The organism is Streptomyces showdoensis (assembly GCF_039535475.1).
GTDB classification, from domain to species: domain Bacteria; phylum Actinomycetota; class Actinomycetes; order Streptomycetales; family Streptomycetaceae; genus Streptomyces; species Streptomyces showdoensis.
Genome location: NZ_BAAAXG010000029.1, coordinates 101,493 through 119,377, shown reverse-complemented (window position 1 = coordinate 119,377; position 17,885 = coordinate 101,493). Strand labels below are relative to the sequence as shown.

Annotated in this window: 16 protein-coding genes and 1 pseudogene; 14 read left to right on the top strand and 3 right to left on the bottom strand. The window is 72.9% G+C overall.

Annotated features, from left to right (window positions below):
- The first annotated feature begins 225 nt into the window (after positions 1–225).
- The 4 genes and pseudogenes from ABD981_RS38445 (at position 226) to ABD981_RS38425 (ending at position 4,221) form a co-directional block, all read left to right on the top strand.
- Positions 226–1,602 carry an MFS transporter gene (locus tag ABD981_RS38445; RefSeq protein ID WP_046907786.1) on the top strand — a complete coding sequence of 459 codons (1,377 nt, stop codon included), beginning with the start codon at positions 226–228 and terminating at the stop codon, positions 1,600–1,602.
- 144 nt (positions 1,603–1,746) lie between these two features.
- On the top strand, positions 1,747–2,358 hold the full coding sequence (locus ABD981_RS38440) for an NUDIX domain-containing protein (RefSeq protein WP_123954468.1): 612 nt from the start codon (positions 1,747–1,749) through the stop codon (positions 2,356–2,358).
- 108 nt (positions 2,359–2,466) lie between these two features.
- A pseudogene (locus tag ABD981_RS38435) lies at positions 2,467–3,348 on the top strand (pentapeptide repeat-containing protein); the annotation flags it as partial.
- Between the two features lie 336 nt (positions 3,349–3,684).
- On the top strand, positions 3,685–4,221 hold the full coding sequence (locus ABD981_RS38425) for a hypothetical protein (protein WP_046907785.1): 537 nt from the start codon (positions 3,685–3,687) through the stop codon (positions 4,219–4,221).
- Positions 4,222–4,254: 33 nt separating this feature from the next.
- Here ABD981_RS38425 and ABD981_RS38420 read toward each other — a convergent pair whose 3' ends face one another.
- Positions 4,255–4,959, bottom strand: coding sequence for a helix-turn-helix domain-containing protein (locus ABD981_RS38420; protein ID WP_046907784.1), 705 nt, complete (start codon positions 4,957–4,959; stop codon positions 4,255–4,257).
- 227 nt (positions 4,960–5,186) lie between these two features.
- Between ABD981_RS38420 and ABD981_RS38415 the strand changes: the two genes are divergently transcribed.
- The 4 genes from ABD981_RS38415 to ABD981_RS38400 all read left to right on the top strand — a co-directional run bounded on the left by ABD981_RS38415 (position 5,187) and on the right by ABD981_RS38400 (position 9,659).
- A complete protein-coding gene (locus ABD981_RS38415; protein ID WP_046907783.1) occupies positions 5,187–6,377 on the top strand; it encodes a cytochrome P450 in 1,191 nt (396 codons plus the stop codon).
- Positions 6,378–6,498: 121 nt separating this feature from the next.
- Positions 6,499–7,131 carry a HutD/Ves family protein gene (locus tag ABD981_RS38410; RefSeq protein ID WP_240495213.1) on the top strand — a complete coding sequence of 211 codons (633 nt, stop codon included), beginning with the start codon at positions 6,499–6,501 and terminating at the stop codon, positions 7,129–7,131.
- 785 nt (positions 7,132–7,916) lie between these two features.
- On the top strand, positions 7,917–8,174 hold the full coding sequence (locus tag ABD981_RS38405; RefSeq protein ID WP_046907782.1) for a DUF6221 family protein: 258 nt from the start codon (positions 7,917–7,919) through the stop codon (positions 8,172–8,174).
- A gap of 369 nt (positions 8,175–8,543) precedes the next feature.
- Positions 8,544–9,659: an AraC family transcriptional regulator ligand-binding domain-containing protein gene (locus ABD981_RS38400; RefSeq protein WP_165590931.1), complete on the top strand. Its 1,116-nt coding sequence runs from the start codon at positions 8,544–8,546 to the stop codon at positions 9,657–9,659.
- 4 nt (positions 9,660–9,663) lie between these two features.
- Here the strand turns inward: ABD981_RS38400 and ABD981_RS38395 are convergent, their stop codons facing one another.
- The gene (locus ABD981_RS38395) at positions 9,664–10,512 is read right to left on the bottom strand and encodes an SDR family oxidoreductase (protein WP_046907781.1); all 849 of its coding nucleotides are present in this window, start codon (positions 10,510–10,512) and stop codon (positions 9,664–9,666) included.
- Between the two features lie 93 nt (positions 10,513–10,605).
- Here ABD981_RS38395 and ABD981_RS38390 point away from each other — a divergent pair, with 93 nt between their 5' ends.
- The 6 genes from ABD981_RS38390 to ABD981_RS38365 all read left to right on the top strand — a co-directional run bounded on the left by ABD981_RS38390 (position 10,606) and on the right by ABD981_RS38365 (position 17,104).
- Positions 10,606–11,025 (top strand): MarR family winged helix-turn-helix transcriptional regulator, encoded by a 420-nt coding sequence (locus tag ABD981_RS38390; RefSeq protein WP_046907780.1) that lies wholly within the window; start codon positions 10,606–10,608, stop codon positions 11,023–11,025.
- A 197-nt stretch (positions 11,026–11,222) separates the two neighbouring features.
- Positions 11,223–13,481 (top strand): choice-of-anchor A family protein, encoded by a 2,259-nt coding sequence (locus tag ABD981_RS38385; RefSeq protein ID WP_123954466.1) that lies wholly within the window; start codon positions 11,223–11,225, stop codon positions 13,479–13,481.
- 195 nt (positions 13,482–13,676) lie between these two features.
- Positions 13,677–13,997, top strand: coding sequence for a PEP/pyruvate-binding domain-containing protein (locus ABD981_RS38380; protein ID WP_123954465.1), 321 nt, complete (start codon positions 13,677–13,679; stop codon positions 13,995–13,997).
- Positions 13,998–14,145: 148 nt separating this feature from the next.
- Entirely contained in the window at positions 14,146–15,207 is a 1,062-nt protein-coding gene (gene zapE, locus ABD981_RS38375) for a cell division protein ZapE (RefSeq protein ID WP_240495211.1), read from the top strand.
- A 283-nt stretch (positions 15,208–15,490) separates the two neighbouring features.
- Positions 15,491–16,585 carry a baeRF3 domain-containing protein gene (locus ABD981_RS38370; RefSeq protein ID WP_046907778.1) on the top strand — a complete coding sequence of 365 codons (1,095 nt, stop codon included), beginning with the start codon at positions 15,491–15,493 and terminating at the stop codon, positions 16,583–16,585.
- 18 nt (positions 16,586–16,603) lie between these two features.
- Positions 16,604–17,104 (top strand): DUF1269 domain-containing protein, encoded by a 501-nt coding sequence (locus ABD981_RS38365; protein ID WP_046907777.1) that lies wholly within the window; start codon positions 16,604–16,606, stop codon positions 17,102–17,104.
- Positions 17,105–17,160: 56 nt separating this feature from the next.
- Here the strand turns inward: ABD981_RS38365 and ABD981_RS38360 are convergent, their stop codons facing one another.
- Positions 17,161–17,880, bottom strand: coding sequence for a hypothetical protein (locus tag ABD981_RS38360; RefSeq protein WP_123954464.1), 720 nt, complete (start codon positions 17,878–17,880; stop codon positions 17,161–17,163).
- Positions 17,881–17,885 lie beyond the last annotated feature (5 nt).

Genomic DNA, 17,885 nt, shown 5'->3' with positions numbered 1-17,885 from the left:
AGCACCGCACCTTCTGATCCCGGGGCCGGCCCCCTCCCTCCCGAACCGCATCTCTCACATCCCTTGCACCCCTTGCACCCCTTGCACCCCTGACACCCCTGACGTCCCTGCTCCCAAGGAGAGGCCTTGCCTTCGCCTGCCCCCGCATCTTCGTCCGCCCCCGGGTCCGCGCCCGCCCCCGGTCCGCTGCGCCGCTCGACCCTTCTCGCCCTGTGCGCCTGCGTCATGGTGGCCCAGTCCATGGTCGCCGCCATCAACCTCCTGCTCCCGCAGCTGAGTTCGTCCTCCGTCCACCCCTCCCACACCGAACTCCTCTGGACCGTCGACGCGTACGTCATCGTCTTCGCCGGCCTGCTCATACCGTGCGGCGCCCTGGGCGACCGCTACGGCCGCAAGGGAGCGCTGCTGGCCGGGCTCGGCCTGTTCGCCGCGGGCGCGGCGACCAGCGCCCTGTCCACCGCACCCGCACTGCTGATCGCCGGCCGGGGCGTCTCCGGGGCGGGCGCGGCCCTGGTCATGCCCGCGACGATGTCGATCCTGACCCACCTGGCCCCGCCCGAGCAGCGCCCCCGCGCCCTGGCGTCCTGGACGCTCGCCGTGGGCCTCGGCGGGCTCGCGGGCAACGTCGGCGGAGGCCTGATCGGCGCGTACCTGCCCTGGCAGGCGCTGTTCTGGACGATGGTGCCCCTGGCGGCGTTGCTCGCCCTGGTCGTGACCCGCACGACCCCCCGCACGGCGAAGTCGACCGGCACCGACCGCACCGGACGCCCGTCGCTGGACCCGGTCGGCACCCTGCTGCTCACGGCCGGCCTGGTGGCGCTGCTCTTCGGCATCATCGAGAGCCCGCTGTACGGCTGGACCTCGGCGCGCATCCTGCTCGCCCTGGCGCTGGGCGCGGCGCTGCTCGGCGCCTTCACGCTGCACGCCCTCCGCTCCGGCACCCCGCTGTTCGACCCGCGGGTCTTCCGCTCCGCCCGGCTGCGCGCATCGACCCTGGGCACGGCCGCGAGCTTCTTCGGCCTCTTCTCGCTCTTCTACGTCAACTCGCAGTACCTGCAGTACGTGAAGGGGTACGACGCCGCCCAGGCGGGCCTCGCCATCGTGCCGCTGACCCTGGGCATGGCCCTCGTCCCCCGCCTCGCCGCCCGCTGGTCCGCGCGCCCGGCGCCGGTCGCGGGCGGCGGGCTGCTCCTCATCGGCCTGGGCCTGCTCGGCGTCTCCACGGCCGACGCGGGGACCCCGTACCCGCTCTACGCCTGCTGGCTCCTCGTCATCTCGATCGGAACCGGCCTGTGCATGCCGGCCCTGACCCTCGGGGTCGTGTCGTCCCTGCCCCGCCACGCGGCGGGCCTGGGCTCGGGCCTCAGCACCTCGACGCGAGAGACGGGCGCGGCGCTCGGGGTGGCGGTGACGGGCACCTTGCTGGCCGGGCACGCGGACTTCACCGACGGCATGGCGGTGGCACTGCGCGGGGTGGGCCTGGCGGTCATCGCGGCAGCGGCCCTGACGGCGCTCGGACTGCGCAGGCGAGCCCCGCGGGAGGGTCAGGCCGAACCGCGACCGGACCGGTCCCCGACACCCGCTCCGTCGACCCGGCCGTGAACGCCCGGCCGCCCGGACGCGTCGCACGTCCGGGCGGCCGGGCCGGGCGGGTCGGACGAGGCGGGTGCGGCAACCCACCGGTCCCGGCGCCACCCGCACGGGCCCGCCCGCCGCGGGCCCGCCACGCACGCGCATACTCGCCGCATGACGAACCCTCAGGAGCATCCCGAGCATCCCGAGCATCCCGAGCATCCCGAGCATCCCGAGCACCCCGAGCACCACCCCCAGCACCCCGAACCTGCCCAGCCCTTCAGCACGCTGAAGATCCGCGTCGGAGCCCTGGTCTACTGCGGCGACGAGGTCGCCCTCCTCCGCCGCGACCGACCCGACTCCGTGCACTACACGCCCATCGGCGGCAACGTCGAACCCGGCGAGGACCTCAAGGCGGCCCTCGCCCGCGAGCTGTACGAAGAACTCGGGCTCGACGTCTCGCAGGCCGACGGCGGTGAACTGATCTGGATGGTCGACCAGCGGGTGAGCCGTCCCGGCCCCACCCCTCCGCCGCGCAAGCTGCACCTCGTCCACCGCTTCCGCGTCACGCCGGAGGTCCGCGCCACCCTGGCCACCGAGGAGCTCGACGAACTGCCCGACGGCAGCCACGAGACCGGCCACATCGAGTGGATCGCCCACCACAGGACCCACGACCTGCCGATCTTCCCGCCCCTCGGCCCCCATCTGGCCCTGCTCGGCCCGCACACACCCGTCACCGACGCGGCACTTCCCGCCGTCACCGACGCCACCTACCGCTGGGTGTAGCCGGGGCGGCGTCGAGTCGGCCTACCCGGCGCTGCGCTTCGCCCGGGCATGGGCTGACATGCATACGTGGGCACCTCATCCACGATCAGAACCGCAGCCGTGCGACGGATGGACCGCGCCGCCCATAGGAGGGCGGCGACGCGCCGCCGCCGCAGGCGCTTGCGCCTGTCCGACGGCCGCCGCGGGGACGGGCGCGCGACGCAGCGGCGGATCTGGCCCGGACTGTTCGTGGCCGCCCTGCCGGGACTCGCCGCGGTGGCCGCGGTGCTCTTCACCTTGATCTCGGTCGGGCAGACCAAGGAGGAGCTGAGGATCAGCCGCGAGGCGCAGATCACCGGGCGCTACACGGCCGCAGTGGCCGGCCTGGGCTCCGCCTCCGCGGACGTCCGGGTCGGCGGCATCTACGCTCTGGAACGCATCATGCGCGACTCGCCGCGCGACCAGGCGACGGGCCTGTCGGTGCTGGCCGCCTACGTCCGGGCGCACGCCCGCCTGCCCGCCACCGACGGCGCCCGGAGGGCGACCCCCGCCTTCCCGGAGCCCCTTCCCGTGGACCTCCAGGCAGCCGTGACGGTGCTGGCCAACCGGCCCGTCGACAGCCGTGACACCACGCGGCTCCGGCTGCGCTACGTGAGTCTGCGGGGTCTGGCCGACATGGGCGATCTGGACCGTGCGCGGCAGGACCTCAACGCAGTGCACTACGGGGGGATGACCCTACGGTCTCCCGAATACCGGGCCAACCTCCTCCGGGCGGACCTCGCGGGCGCCGACCTGAGGGAGGCCTCTCTCGTGCGCGCGGGGCTCGGTGAAGCGCTCCTGGCCGGTGCGGATCTGCGCAGGGCGGACCTCCGGGAGGCGGACCTCGGCAACGCGGTCCTGGCCGGTGCCGACCTCCGGGGAGCGAATCTCACGCAAGCCGGCTTCTCGAGCGATGACCTGCGCGGGGTCCGACTGGGCGACGTCAAGGCCCAGAGAGCGTTCTTCACCAGCGCCGACCTGCGCGGTGTCGACCTCCGCGGCGCCGACCTGCGCCACGCCTTTCCTCGACGGGGCGGACCTGAGGGGAGCCGACCTGCGCGGCGCCGATCTGTCCGAGGCGGATCTGAGCGGCGCGCGTCTCGCGGGCTCCAGACACGAGGGCGCGAACCTGAAGGGGGCGAAGCTCGAACGCGCCGAACTGGAGCCGGACGAACCCTCGGCCGCGGGCCGGAACGGCCCTTGATCCCGTGCGGGTGGTCTTCCCGAAATCGCCCGGCCCCCGCATCCTGGGCGGTCTACGGTGCGGGCATCGCCGCGCTGCCTTCCGCGGTCACGGAGGAGGATCCTGTGCCATCGCCCTGCGACCCGAAGTACGCTCCCGCCGGTGATGTGGGCGGAGCGCTCATGGTGATCGACTCCCGGCTCAGGTCCGTCTACGAGGAGCGGGCCCGGCCCGATCCCGAACAGCAGCGTCTGATCCGCCAGTTCACCGCGTCCCTGGGTCCGAGCGAGGTCCAGGACCTGCTGGACGGCACGTGCACGGTCATCTTCATGTTCATGAAGTGGCTGCGGCAGGCCCATGAGGAACACGACAAGGACGTCATCGAGTACGTGGTGCCCGGCGTCGTCGCCGCGATGCGCTCGATGCCCAAGAGCGTCCGCGCCGAGGCGATCCCCACCATGGCGGGTCTGGTCGTCGCGGCCGGCACCGGCCTCAGTCCCAGCCTCTGGCGCAAGCAGTACGGGGAGTGGACGAGCGACGAGATGAACCCGCTGGAAGCCACCGCCTTCCTCCTCGCGGAACACATCAACCGCATCACCGACGACCGCGAGTTCGCCACCCGCCTGATCGCCGACGCGCTGTCCCGGGTCGACAAGGACTGAGGGGGGGGGGCGGGGGCCGGCCGCCAGGCGGACCTACGACAGGAGGGTGCGCCAGCGGTCGGCCGACTCCATCATCTCCTGGACGACCTGTTGAAGGTACGTGCCGCCCCGGGCGAGCCGCCGGGCGGCGGGCCGGTCGGGCCCGAGCCGCTCCGCCGCCGCGATCGAGGCCCGTGCCACGTCGAGCGTCTGCCGTGCGCTGATGAGGATCGAGTGGTACCACGCGTCGTCGTCGACCACGTACACGTCGCGCCGCCGCTGCGGATCGCGCTCGCGGCGGACGTACCCGTTCTCCACCAGGAAGTTGACGGACACGGAGACGGAGGCCGGACTGACCCGCAGCCTGCGGGTCAGCTCGGCGGCGGTGCGCCGGCCGTCCTCGGACATGAGCAGGTCCACGTGCACGCGGGCCGTCATCCGCGGCATGCCCGATCTGACGGCCAGTTCGACGATCTCCGCTTCGACCGCGCTCCCGGACGACCGATCCGCCACCGTCCCCGACGCTTCGACCGCCCGTGCGGGCGGGGGCGTGGGCGTGCTGCGCCGCGCCCGTTGGGCCGTCACCTGGTGCGCCTGCTGGGGCCGGTAGCGTCCGGGTCCGCCGTTGCGCGTGACCTCGCGGCTGATCGTCGACGTCGGCCGGCCGAGCCGCCGGGCGATCTCCGCGTACGAGAGGCCGCCGGCGAGCCCCGCCGCGATCCGATGGCGTTCCTGCTGGGTCAACCGTCCTCCTGGCATGCGGCCAGTATTGCCTTCGCTCGATCTCATTGCAACGAGGCGTTGCATTCGGGCGCAGCGTCATTGCATCAATTTCGGCTTCACTGCCTGCGATGACTCGCTCGATCCATTGCTCGAATGGTGAACGCAACGTAGCGTTCGGGATAGGCCGAACACGGGGCGCGGGCCGGACGGGGTCCGGGCACCGGCCCGGCCGAACCCGTGATGCCGCGAGATGAGGAATGGTCATGACCGAGTCCCTCCACACCGTCACGACGCTGCCGACGGAGCGTCCGGCCGGCTGTCCCTTCGACCCGCCCGCCCCCCTCACCGAGGCCCAGCGGCACGGCCCCATCAGCCGCTACACCCACCCGGGAGGGAAGCCCGGCTGGATGATCACCGGACACGAACTGGTCCGGTCGGTCCTGGCCGACCCGCGGTTCAGCTCGCGCAAAGAGCTGATGAACGTGATCGACTTCGAGCTCCCTCCGGCGCCGCCCGGCGAGTTCCTGCTCATGGACGACCCGCAGCACAGCCGCTACCGCAAGCCCCTGGTGGGCAAGTTCACCGCCCGACGGATGCGGCTCCTGACCGAGCGCGTCGAGCAGATCACCGCCGGCCGTCTGGACGCGATGGAGCGCACGGGGCCGCCGACGGACCTGGTGACGGCCTTCGCCAAGCCCATCCCGACCATGGTGATCTGCGAGCTGCTCGGGGTGCCGTACGAGGACCGCGACTCCTTCCAGGAGCAGATCGACACGTTCATGGGCGGGGACACGAGCGACGAGGAGCTCATGGCGGCGTACACCGCCACCCAGGAGTACCTGGAGCGACTCGTCGCCGCCAAGCGCGCGAAGCCCACCGACGACGTGCTCAGCGAACTCACCGACAGCGACCTGAGCGACGAGGAGCTGAAGGGGATCAGCCTGATCCTGCTGGCCGCCGGCTTCGACACCACGGCGAACATGCTGTCCCTCGGCACCTTCGCGCTCCTGCGGAACCCGGACCAACTCGCCGCGCTGCGCGCCGACCCCTCGCTCACCGACCGGACCGTCGAGGAGCTGCTGCGCTATCTGAGCGTCGCCAAGTCGTTCACGCGGACGGCACTGGTGGACGTCGAGCTGGGCGGCCGGACCATCGAGGCCGGGACCACGGTCGTCCTCTCGTACCACACCGCCAACCGCGACCCCGAGCGCTACCCCGACCCCCACGCCCTCGACCTGCGCAGGGACGCGGGCGGCCACCTCGCCTTCGGTCACGGCGTCCACCTGTGCCTCGGCGCGCAGCTGGCCCGCGTCGAGATGCGCGTCGCGTTCTCCGCCCTCCTCGACCGTTTCCCCACGCTGCGGCTGGCCGTACCGGCGGAAGAGGTCGTGCTGCGCCCGGAGACGGCCGACATCTTCGGGGTGAAGAGCCTTCCGGTCACCTGGGACGTGTGACGGCGGTCGGATCGTACGGCGGACGTGTCCCTTGCGGCCGGCTCCTGCCGCCAGGGCGCACCCGCCTAGACTTCGTCGCCGATCAGCACCCGTGACACACACGCAGGTCAGGAGCCCCCTCATGCACGACGCGGACGCCATGGACGAATCGGACGGCATGCGCGGCATGCACCCCTTCGACGTCGAGACCCTGCCCGTCGGCCGCTGGCGCAACGGCGGCGGTGCGACGAGGGAGGTCGTCGCGCGGCCGGCGGGCGCGGAGGGATTCGGCTGGCGGGCGAGCATCGCCGACATCGCCGCGGCGGGGCCCTTCTCGGCGTTCCCCGGTGTCGACCGGGTGCTCACCCTGCTGGCGGGCGACGGCGTGCGGCTGACCAGCCCTGGGGCGTTCGACCGCCTTCTGCACCGCACGGGCGAGCCGTTCGCGTTCTCGGGCGACCTCGCACTGGACGCCGCGCTGCCGGGCGGGCCGTGCCGGGTCCTGAACATCATGGTGCGGCGGGGTGGGTGGGCGGCACGGGTGGAGCGGCCCACGGGTCCCGTCGCGCCGCCCGCCGGGCACGCGGGCCTGCTGTACGTGCTGAGGGGACGGTGGCGCGCGGGTGCGGGCGGTGCCGTTCTGACGCCTGGGCAGGGCGTGTGGTGGGACGGGGTCGCGGGCGCGGGAGCCGGCGATGCGCCGGGCGCCGGGTCGCTCGTACCGCTCTCGCCCGACGCCGTCGCCCTGTGGGCGGATGTGGCTCCGGTGGGGTGACCCCGGGCTCCGGGCAGCCGGAGGGTGCGGTGACGGTGGTCGAGTTCGGCACGACGCCGCCGTACGCGTCGAGGCGGTCGACCGTGCACGTGTCGACGGCGAGCGCGCCGGGGCCGTAGTGCGTGGCGCACCCGCACCCGGCTGAGATCGGGCAGAGCACGCCGAGGACGGTCGCGATGCGTGCGGCGATGTTGAATGGTGTCGTGGCGAGACGAAGCAAGGCGAGGAAGAAACCGTCCCTAGGCGTGCCGAGGGAGATCATTCTTTTGACGGGCGCGAAGGAGTGGCCCTACACGGTCGCCGCCGACGACGGGAGCGGCGTGTGCGGCAAGGTTCCGCTGCCGTGCGACGCGTTGCCGGAAGACGTGCAGGAGCGCGTCTTCACGCCGCTGGCAGAGCTCACCCGCGCCTGGCACGGCATCGATATCGACGTGACGTGGTCCCCCTTGACACAGGACTCATGGGTCGGGCGGATCACGAGGGGGGGACGGGACGCCGCCAGTCGAGGGCGGCCCCGCCTGACCGGCGGTGCCTGCCGGGGGGCGAGTCCGCAGGCGGAGGAGCGCCGATCCCTCCTGGGGACGAGCTCCCCGGGGCGGGGCGGCGGCCCCTGGCGCCGCGCGGCGGCCCCGCGGACTGCACCACCCCGCCCCCCCCAGACACACACCCGGATCACCGGCGCCCCACCGCCGGATGACTCGTGGCGGGCGGATTCAGCTCGGGGGAACGTCCAGCGGACCCAAGTCGCTTGACGGGCGCAGCACCTTGGTCGCGAAGATGGCCGCATGGACGATCTTGTGGAGTTCCTCGTCGCACGCATCATGGACGACAACCACGCCTATGCCTACGTGGCCGACACGCTGGGCGGCGACGCCCTTCTCGACAGCCATCTGCCCATGCTCGACCTCACCGAGCAACTGGCCCGCGAATACGCGGCGATGGACCCCTCGGACCCCCGCTCGGAGGGCGTGGCGTACGCGCTGCGCGTTCTAGCCCAGTCATATGCCGAACACCGCGCCTACCGGGAGGAGTGGCGCCCGTAGCCTTTCAGGCTGCTGTACGACGAGATCCTTGCGCCATGGGTGAAGTCTCCCGCCCGATACGTGTCCGGTTCGAGCCGTTGCCTCACTCGGCAGCTCGGGGAAGACCATGATGAACGGGATCGAGAACGTGAGCATCGCGAGCGGGACCGGAGGATGCACCTTGCCGCGCCGTACGGGGGTGCCGGGACCGGCCGGGGCCGAGAACCAGGCGACCCCGGCAGCGCAGCGGTCCGCCTCCGTGAAGATCACAGGGCGCCCCCGTACGAGGAGAGTCATGACGCGATCGAGGTGCACACGGCACGGCCGCGAGGTGGAGGCGGTGGCGGTGGCGGTGACGACGGCGCCGCGCGCGAAGGGCCGGCGGGCGGCATGAGCGACCCGATGGCGCCCTGCGGCACCGCCCTCCCCGAACCCCTTCCGGCATCGCGGACCCACCCCGGCACGAAGCCCGCGTCCTTCACCCGCCTGATGCTCCACAGCGCCTCCCTGCTGGGCATCCGGGAGAGCGCGGGCACCGACCTCCTGGGGCTGGCGCCCGCGCAGCTGAACGACAACCGGTACCGCACGCCGTCCGCCACGAACGGGCGCATCTGGGAGCTGATGACGACCAGGGCGCCCTGGGCCGAGGTGGCCGCCGTCATGACGCAGGAGTCGAGTCTCGGCCGACTCGGGGTGTGGGACTACCTGATCACCTCGGCCGTGACGCCGCTCGAAGGCATCCAGGACGGCGCCCGCTACCTCGCCGCCGCCGGCGACGTCCGCAGCCACACCCTCCTCGTCGACGACGACGGGGACGAGGTCACCATCAGCCACGTCAACGACGCCGACCTGGGCTACGAAGCGGCCAACGCCGTCCGGTCCTACATACTCGGCGTGGTCTGGCGGCGGCGGTGCGAGGCGCGGCAGCGGTCGATCGCCCCGGTCCGCGCCGCCCTGGCCGCGCAGGCCCCGCAGCGCCACGACACCCTGGCCGGGCTCTTCGGCACCCGGGTCATCGACTTCGAGCGGCCGGTCGGCTCGATCACGTTCCGCACCGCCGACCTGCGGGCGCCGGGCCCGTACGCCCAGCCCGGTCTCTCGGCCCTCCTGCGCCGGGACACCGAACAGGGCCTCGCCCGCGCCATTCCGCTGCACGACTGGCTGGACCTGTTCCGGACGGTCCTCAGGGGCGCCGTCGAGGAAGGGGGCCAGGAGCTGACCCTCGCCGCGCTGGCGCGCCGGATGACCCTGGGCGGCCGGACCCTGCAGCGCCGCCTCGACGCACACGGCACGACCTGGCGCGCCGAACTCGAGACGGCCCGCCGCGAGCGCATCACCCGCCTGCTCGAGACCACGGACCGCACCACCGACGCGATCGCCGCCGAGAACGGCTACGCCGACGCCCGGGCGCTGCGCCGCGCGGTCACCCGCTGGACCGGACGCACCCCCAGCGAGCTGCGCCGCCGTGCGCCGCGCGCGGCCCCACCCGTGACGGACGCCCCGTAACCCGTCAGCGGACCCAGCCGCCCGTGAGGTTCTGGACCGCGGACCCGTCGAGGTCGGCGAGCTTCACCCCGGCGAAGGCGCGGGCGGCGTCGGAGGTGAGGAGGCGGAAGGCGGGGCGCTCGGCGTCGAGGAGGTCGACCATCCGCTCCGCGACGTCCTGGGAGGTCTGCGCGGAGGCGAAGGCGCCGCTGGTGCGCTCCAGGTACGCGGACAGGGCGGGCGCGTACGGACCGGCCTGCTCCAGGGCGTCCGCGGGGAGGCCCACGTTGCTGACGAACTCGCTCGCCACCGCCCCCGGTTCGACCACGCTGACGGAGACGCCGGCCGTGGCCGCGACCGGGGCGAGGGACTCCATGAAGCCCTCGACCGCGAACTTGGCCGCGCAGTAGGCCTCGTTGAAGGGCTGGCCCACCACGCCGCCGACGCTGGTGACGGTCAGGACCCGTCCCTTGCTCTGACGCAGGAGGGGGAGGACGGCCTTCGTGACGTTCAGGACGCCGAAGAAGTTGACCTCCATGACGGCGCGCACGTCGTCGACGCTCTCCTGCTCCAGGGTGCCCACGTGGCCCGCGCCGGCGTTGTTGACCAGGGCGTCCAGCCGGTCCAGGCCGGCCAGGCACGCCGTGACCGACGCGGGGTCGGTCACGTCCAGAGCCCGGAGGTCGACGGAGACGCCGGCCTCGTCGGCCGCCGCGAGCAGGGCGCCCGCCTTCGCGGTGTCCCGCATCGTGGCGATCACGTGCCAGCCGGCCCGGGCGGCGGTGACGGCGGTGGCCAGGCCGATGCCGGAGGAGGTGCCGGTGACGAGGACGGTTCTGGGGGTGGCCGTGGGGATGGTCGCGGGGGTGGTCATGCCGCATCCTTACTTATCGCTCATAACTAATATGATTCATAACTATGGCGCGCGATATTTCACCGTGTCAAGCACATCGTTAGACTGCCCTCCATGTCCGAGTCATCAGATGAGCTGACCAAGGAGATCGTCGGCCTCTTCGCGGCGGTCAACCGCCGCTACGCCCAGGAGTCCGAGACCGCGGCGGCCACCCATGACCTGACCCCGCTCCACGCCAAGGCACTGCTGGCCGTCGAGGTACCGCTCCCCATGCGCCGCATCGCCGAGCGCCTCCACACGGAGCCCTCCAACGTCACCGTGATCATCGACCGGCTCGAATCCCGCGGCCTGGTCGAGCGCCGCCCCGACCCCGGCGACCGCCGCGTCAAGCTCGTCGCCGCCACCACGGCCGGCCGCACCGTCACCGCCGACCTGCGCGCCCGCATGCCCTTCGCCTCCGCGCCGCTCGACCGCCTCAGCACGCCGCAGCGCGAGTCCCTGCGCGAGCTGCTGCAGCTCATGCTCGACATCTGACGGCAGCCGGCAAGGGCGGGCGCGTCACGGGCGCCGACGCCGGACCGGGCGGGTACGCGCCCCCTCCCACCAGGGCGGTTCCGCGATACTCCTTTCGGCGGTCGGGCTTCACGCCTGTCGGTGAGCGCGTTCCCTGAGCGGCCCAAAACGGGGCTCCGCGAATGGTGGCCCGAGGTCCCCGGGCCAAGACTCCCCGCATGAGACACCACACGACGCGGCGCTCTCGGCGCCCCCGGAGGAGAGCCGTCTCGGCCGGGCTCTCCTGTGCAGTCACCCTCGCGGCCGTCCCCGCCCTGCTCCTGGGGCCGGCGAGCTCCACCGCGCTCGCGGCGCCGCTGCCCGGCGGGCTCGGTCCGTGCATCCCGGGAAGCTGCCCCGACCCGTTCCCCGAAGTCGGCAACGGGCCCCTCGCGGGCCGTGACGCCGGCATCAACATCTTCGTGGGGAACGACTACCTCGTCCGCGGCCGGGCGGCCGAGGCCGAGGGGCGCGTCGTGGTCCTGGACGACTTCGACCAGAACAAGGACGCCACCGCCGGAGGCCTGTACAACCTGGGCATCGTCGGCGTCGGCTCCCGGGTCGTCCCGCCCAAGGACGCGGACTTCCTCACCACCGGCGGCGACGTCACCATCGCCACCGGACAGCGGCTGGAGACGACCGGCGGCATCCTCACCGAGACCGGGACCGTACGCCACGCGGGCACCGTCACCGGGAACGTCACCGGCACCCTGGTCCAGGACGCCAACGCCATCACCCCGTACGCGGGACTCCGCGACCAGCTGACCACCGCGAGCCGCTGCTACGCCCGCGTCGACGGGCAGCCCCGGACCCCCACCGGCACGGTCGTCAACCAGAACTTCCAGACCCTCTTCACGGGCGACGGAGCCTCCGCCCTCCAGGTCTTCAACGTCGACGCGGACATCGCGTCCACCAGCGGAGGCCAGCAGGGCGTCGTCTTCGCCGGCATCCCCGCCGGAGCCACGATCCTGGTCAACGTCTTCGGCGCGAACCGCACCATCAACACCTACAGCGGCGGCCTCGACGATGACGCCGACCCGCTCAACGCCTACCGCGGACGTCTGCTGTGGAACTTCCCCGACGCCACGGCCATCGGCCTGCACGGCACCGGCCAGTTCCAGGGCAGCTTCCTCATGGGCGAGCAGTCCTCGATGACGACCGTGACCCTGCCCGGCATCAACGGCCGCTTCTTCACCACCGGCTCGGTCACCCACACCAGCTCCGCCACCGGTGGCGGCGGCCAGGAGTTCCACGCCTACCCCTTCAACGGCAACCTTCCCGACTGCGGCGACACCACCCCCACGAGGGGTGAGGTGACGGTGGTGAAGCGGGACGCGGACACGGACGCCGTGCTGCCCGGTGCGACGTTCCGCCTGTGGGAGGAGACGAACGGCGTCGCCGGCCTGCAGACGGGCGGCGCGAACCCCGACACGCAGATCGGCGACACCTGCGTGACCAGCGCCGAGGGCGAGTGCGCCCGGACCGTGGAGGTGGGGACGTACTACTGGGAGGAGACGGCCGCCCCGCCCGGGTACGACCTGCCGGCCCAGCCGGTCTTCGGCCCGCTCGTCCTGACCGAGGAGAACGCGTCCGCCGGCGTCTCCGTCACCGCCGAGAACACGGCGACCCCGGTCGTGCCCACGAAGGGCGCGGTGAAGGTGGTCAAGACCGACGCGGAGACGGGCGCGAAGCTGCCCGGTGCGACGTTCCGCCTGTGGGAGGAGACGAACGGCGTCGCCGGCCTGCAGACGGGCGGTGCGAACCCCGACACCCAGGTCGGGGGCGCGTGCGTGACCGACGCGGTCGGTGTGTGCACGCGGACCGTCGAGGTGGGGACGTACTACTGGCAGGAGACGGCCGCTCCGTCCGGCTACGAGCTGCCGGCCCAGCCGGTCTTCGGTCCGCTGGTCCTGACCGAGGAGAACGCGACCGCCGGCGTCTCCGTCACCGCCGCCAACCGGAAGTCCCCGACCCCGCAGGACAGGGGCAAGGTCATGCTCCTCAAGACCGACGCCAAGAGCGACGCGCCGCTGCGCGGTGCGACGTTCGAGCTGTGGGAGGAGACCAACGGCCGCGCCGGACTCCAGGCCACCGGCACCGACCCGGACACCCGCGTCGGCACGCCGTGCACCACGAGCGCGGCCGGCCTGTGCTCCTTCGGCGACCTGGAGCACGGCACGTACTACCTGCGTGAGACCGCGGTGCCGGACGGCTACGTCCTGCCGGCCGACCCGGTCACGGGTCCGTACGTGGTCAGCGCCGAGCACGAGGTCGTGACCGTGCGGCTGCAGAACAGCCGCGACGAGAACCCGTGCGAGCCCACCGGCTACGGCGACGGAGGCTATGGCGACCAGGGATACGGCGACCAGGGTTACGGTGACCAGGGATACGGAGACGAGGGCTACGGAGCGTGCGCCACACGCGCCAAGAGGGCCTGATCCGCGGCGACCTGACGTGACCGCCTGAGGCATACCCGTGCCCGCCACCTGTCCGGTGGCGGGCACGGGCGCAGGTACGGGTGCGGGTACGGGTGCGGGCCCTTGTCACGACGGGCACCACGCGGAAACCCGTGCGCGCGGCCGGTTCCGGTGCGATCATGATCCTTTCGTGGAGGCCGATGCGGGGGTCGGGTCATGGAGTTCGTGCTGCCGTTGGACGCTGCCGCGGCGACGCTGGAGGCAGCGGGCGGCAAGGGAGCGGCTCTCTCCGAGCCGGCGCGAGCGGGGCTGCCCGTACCGGGCGGGTTCCACGTGACGACCGCCGCGTACCGGGAGTTCGTCACCTCGACGGGCGTGTCCGACCGCATCCGCGCGCGCCGCGGGCGAAGCCGTCGTCGGCGGCCTGGTCACCCCGGACACCCTGGCCGTCGACCGGACGAGCCTGGCCGTCGACCGGACGAGCCTGGCCGTCGTGCGGACTCCCATGGGCCCTGCCGCGCCGGTCTCGCCCAGTGACCGCGACCTACGGGCCTGACCTACGGGCCTGACGTACGTGCCTGACGTGCGGGCCCGACGTACGGGCAGGTCCGACCTGAACGACCTGACCCGCATCCCTCCCACCCTCCGCCCTCCCAGCCCGCGTACGAAAGGGACGACCAGACCGGTGCCCCAGCACGAGCAGGCCATGCGCCGCCACTTCCACCAGGCCGCGGCGCGGCGAGGATTCGCGGTCGCCCCGGCCCAGGAGGCCGCCGTCGAGCGCTTGGCCCGGCTGGCGGCCGAACTCGCCCGGCCCGCCTGGACGTTCCCCAAGCCGCCGCGCGACCTGTACGTCTGGGGCCCGGTGGGGCGGGGCAAGAGCTGGCTGGTGGACACGTTCTACGAGGGGCTGCCCACCGAGCGCAAGCGGCGCCTGCACTTCCACGACTTCTTCCGGCGGCTGCACGACGGAGTGACCGCGCCGGGCGCTCGCCGCGACGGGCAGAGCGCCGTCGACAGCGCTCTCGACGAGCTGATCGGGGACAGCAAGGTCCTGGTCTTCGACGAGTTCCACGCGCACGACGCGGGCGACGCGATGCTGATCGCCCGCCTCTTCCGGACGCTCCTCGACCGCCGGATCACCTTGGTCACCACCTCCAACTACCCGCCCGCCGGCCTCATGCCGGACCCGCTCTACCACCACCTCTTCGAGCCCACCATCCAGCTCATCGAACAGCGGATGGACGTCCTCGACGTCTCGGGTCCGGTGGACTTCCGCCGGCTCGCGGCGCCCCGGTCGCGGGACGGTGGACGGCGGTTCGCGACGGGCCTGTGCCTGCCGCCGGGCGGCACCGCGCCGGCGGACGCGGGCCTCGCCCTGCCGTCTCCCGCCGAGGCCACCACTGTCCCGGCCCACCTGCGGGAGCTGCCGGCCCGGGCGGTGCGCGGCGAACTCGTCTGGCTCGGCTTCGACGCGCTGTGCGAGACCGCGACGGCGGTGTCCGACTACCTGGCGCTCGCCGAACGGTTCTGCACCCTGGTCCTCGACGGCGTACCGCCGCTGGCCGAGGCCTCCGCCGACGGACGCCAGCGCTTCGCGAACCTCGTCGACGTCGCCTGCGACCGGGACGTCCGGCTGGTCCTCATCGGCGCCGACCCGCTGACGGCCCTCCCCGACGGCCCGGTCCTGACCCGCGACCTGGACCGCACGGCGAGCCGGCTGGCGATGCTCGGGCGTCCGGCCTGAACCAGGGGCCGCCGTGGCGGTGCCCGGCCTGCCCCGCGCCGGCGCTCCCGCCCCGGTCGCGCGGAGGGACCCGCGGGGGCAGTATGAGATCTTGTGGCGGCTGTAGCGACAGCGGTACGTGCCTGAAGGCATCCCCGGCGACGAGGACGGGAGGGACACGGGCCAACCGCTGATCGACACCCGTACGGATGCCGGTGCCGGTGCCGTTTCCGGATTCCGGCACAGGCCATGGCAGCCGACGGACGCAGCCCGCAAGGAAGCAACCCGCAAGGAAGGCCATCCCATGGATCCCGTCCTCACGCCGGTCACGCTCGCGAAGTTGCGGCAGCCCCGGCCGTACCCCGCCCTGTCCCTGGTGATGCCGACGCACCGGCGCGAACCGGACAACACCCAGGATCCCGTACGGCTGCGCAATCTCATCGCGGAGGCGGAGAAGGCGGTCCACGAGGACCCGGCGGTGTCGCGCGAGCGGCGGGCGGACGTCCTCGACCAGCTGCGCCGGGCCGAGGCCGAGATCGACCTGGTCCACGCCGAGGACGGCCTCGTGGTCTTCGTCGCGCCGGGGGAGCACCACGTGTGGTCGGTGGCCCGGGAGGTCCCGGAACGCGTCGTCCTGGCCGACACCTTCCTCACCCGCAACCTCGTCGCCGCGCAGGCCGCCGAGCAGCCGTACTGGGTGCTGGCGGTGGCCGCCGACCGGGTCTCGCTGTGGGACGGAGGCGCCGAACGGGCCTCCGAGCACACCGGGGACGGCTTCCCGCTCTCCCGCAGCCTCGAAGACCCGGACGCGGAGCGCAAGGAGCGCATCGGCGACCTCCCCAGCACCTTCCAGGACGAGGCCACGCGCCAGTTCCTGCGCGAGGCGCACGAGAAGCTGCGGGTCGTGCTGGCCTCCGAACCCCGCCCGCTCTACGTGCTCGGGTCGTCGGCCGCGCTCGCGCTGCTCGCGGACCTCGGTTCAACGGGCCCCGACACCCTGACCATCGAGCACGGCGGACTCGCCGCCGGGCCCGCCGCCTCCGTCTGGGGCGCCGTCGAGCCGGTCCGCACCGCACGCGAGGCCGCCGCGACGGCCACCGTCGTCGCCGAGCTGGACGCCGCACGGGGCCGGCACGAGTACGCCGGGGGCATCGACGAGGTGTGGCAGGCCGTGAAGGACGGCAGGATGCGGCTGCTCGCCGTCGAGGAGCACTACCGGACGGTCGTACGCGACGAGGGCGGCCACCTGGAGCCCGCGGACGCCGCAGAGGCCGGAGCCAGGGACGACATGGTCGACGAGATCGTCGAGCAGGCCCTGGAACGGGGAGCCGAGGTGCGCTTCGTGCCCGACGACTCCCTCGACGGCCGGGGCCGCATCGCCGGGGTGCTGCGGTACTGAGACCCGAAGGAGAGACGGATGTCCGAGCTCATCGTCCTCGGCTACGAGGATCACGCGGTCGCCCGCAAGGCGTTCGCGGAGGTGCGGAAGCTGAAGGACGCCCAGGTCGTCGACCTGGCCGGCCTGGCGGTCGTCACCGTGGACGAGGACGGCACGACCCATGTGGACACGCCGGCGAGGAGTGAGGAGGTGGCCCTCTCGGCGACGGCCGGGGCGCTGTGGGGCATGGTCTTCGGCATGGTGATCCTCACTCCGGTGATGGGCGTGGTGGGTGCCGCGGTCGGCGGCCTCATCGGCAAGCTCAACCAGATGGGCGTGGACGGCAGGTTCCGCGGCAAGGTCCAGGAGCTGCTCAGCCCGGGTTCGGCGGCCGTGGTCGTCATGGCATCCGAGGTCACCGAGGCCCGGTTCGCCGCGGCGATGGCGCCCTTCGGCGGGACCGTCCTCAAGACCTCGCTGTCGGAGGAGAGAGAGAAGGAGCTCGCGGAGCAGCTGGCGGGGCCCGACGCGACGGCGTGACGCGTGTGATGCGGGATGCGTCATGACGCGGCGTGGTGTGTGGCGGCCGGGGGCGGTCAGTGCAGGCCGAGTTCCTCGCGTGAGGCCACGTCGGGGTCCATGAGGATGAGGAAGTCCCGGTCCTTCTCGGTCAGCACCTTCAAGGACCCGGGCTCGTCCTGCATGACGTACCCGCGCAGCACCGCCCCGTCGCGCAGGCCGATCTCCTCCAGCGGCACCCAGGGAGTCCTGCTGGTGGCCGCGCCCACCAGCAGGCCGACGAGGAGCAGCACGCCGAGGTGGCGGCCGGCCCAGAGGGCGGCCCGCCGGCGCTTCCCCTCGGCTCGGGCGCCGTGTGCGAGGGCGAAGTACACGACGGTGGTGGCGGCCGCGATGAGCGGCAGCCACCAGGCGTCGAAGCTCCACAGGTAGGCGACCATCATCACCAGCAGGATCGTCAGCAGCACCGTGCCGGTGAGATCCGGTGCCCTGTGCTCGGCGCCTTCCCGCTCCCGCCGCTTGGCTTCCTCGAAGCCCCGCCGGCTCTCCAGGAGGCTGACGAGCGCGACGGGGGTGAGCGCCGCGATGAACACGGCCGAGATCACCGAGCTGGCCATCACCGTGCCCAGCACGATGCCGAGGCTGTCGTTCAGGTCGACGGTGTGCAGGACCGCGAAGGCGGTGTGCCACTCGTATCCGGCGACGGCGAAGAGCCGGAGCAGCAGGAACAGGAACGCCGCGGACGTCAGCGTCAGCCCGACCCCGTGCCGGCCCTTCTCACCTTCGGAATGCGCCACACCGC

Coding starts and splice junctions, on each gene's coding strand:
- ABD981_RS38445 (WP_046907786.1), top strand. CDS start 226: ATGGTGGCCCAGTCCATGGTCGCCGCCATCAACCTCCTGCTCCCGCAG.
- ABD981_RS38440 (WP_123954468.1), top strand. CDS start 1,747: ATGACGAACCCTCAGGAGCATCCCGAGCATCCCGAGCATCCCGAGCAT.
- ABD981_RS38420 (WP_046907784.1), bottom strand. CDS start 4,959: ATGCCAGGAGGACGGTTGACCCAGCAGGAACGCCATCGGATCGCGGCG.
- ABD981_RS38415 (WP_046907783.1), top strand. CDS start 5,187: ATGACCGAGTCCCTCCACACCGTCACGACGCTGCCGACGGAGCGTCCG.
- ABD981_RS38410 (WP_240495213.1), top strand. CDS start 6,499: ATGCACGACGCGGACGCCATGGACGAATCGGACGGCATGCGCGGCATG.
- ABD981_RS38405 (WP_046907782.1), top strand. CDS start 7,917: ATGGACGATCTTGTGGAGTTCCTCGTCGCACGCATCATGGACGACAAC.
- ABD981_RS38400 (WP_165590931.1), top strand. CDS start 8,544: ATGAGCGACCCGATGGCGCCCTGCGGCACCGCCCTCCCCGAACCCCTT.
- ABD981_RS38395 (WP_046907781.1), bottom strand. CDS start 10,512: ATGACCACCCCCGCGACCATCCCCACGGCCACCCCCAGAACCGTCCTC.
- ABD981_RS38390 (WP_046907780.1), top strand. CDS start 10,606: ATGTCCGAGTCATCAGATGAGCTGACCAAGGAGATCGTCGGCCTCTTC.
- ABD981_RS38385 (WP_123954466.1), top strand. CDS start 11,223: ATGAGACACCACACGACGCGGCGCTCTCGGCGCCCCCGGAGGAGAGCC.
- ABD981_RS38380 (WP_123954465.1), top strand. CDS start 13,677: ATGGAGTTCGTGCTGCCGTTGGACGCTGCCGCGGCGACGCTGGAGGCA.
- ABD981_RS38370 (WP_046907778.1), top strand. CDS start 15,491: ATGGATCCCGTCCTCACGCCGGTCACGCTCGCGAAGTTGCGGCAGCCC.
- ABD981_RS38365 (WP_046907777.1), top strand. CDS start 16,604: ATGTCCGAGCTCATCGTCCTCGGCTACGAGGATCACGCGGTCGCCCGC.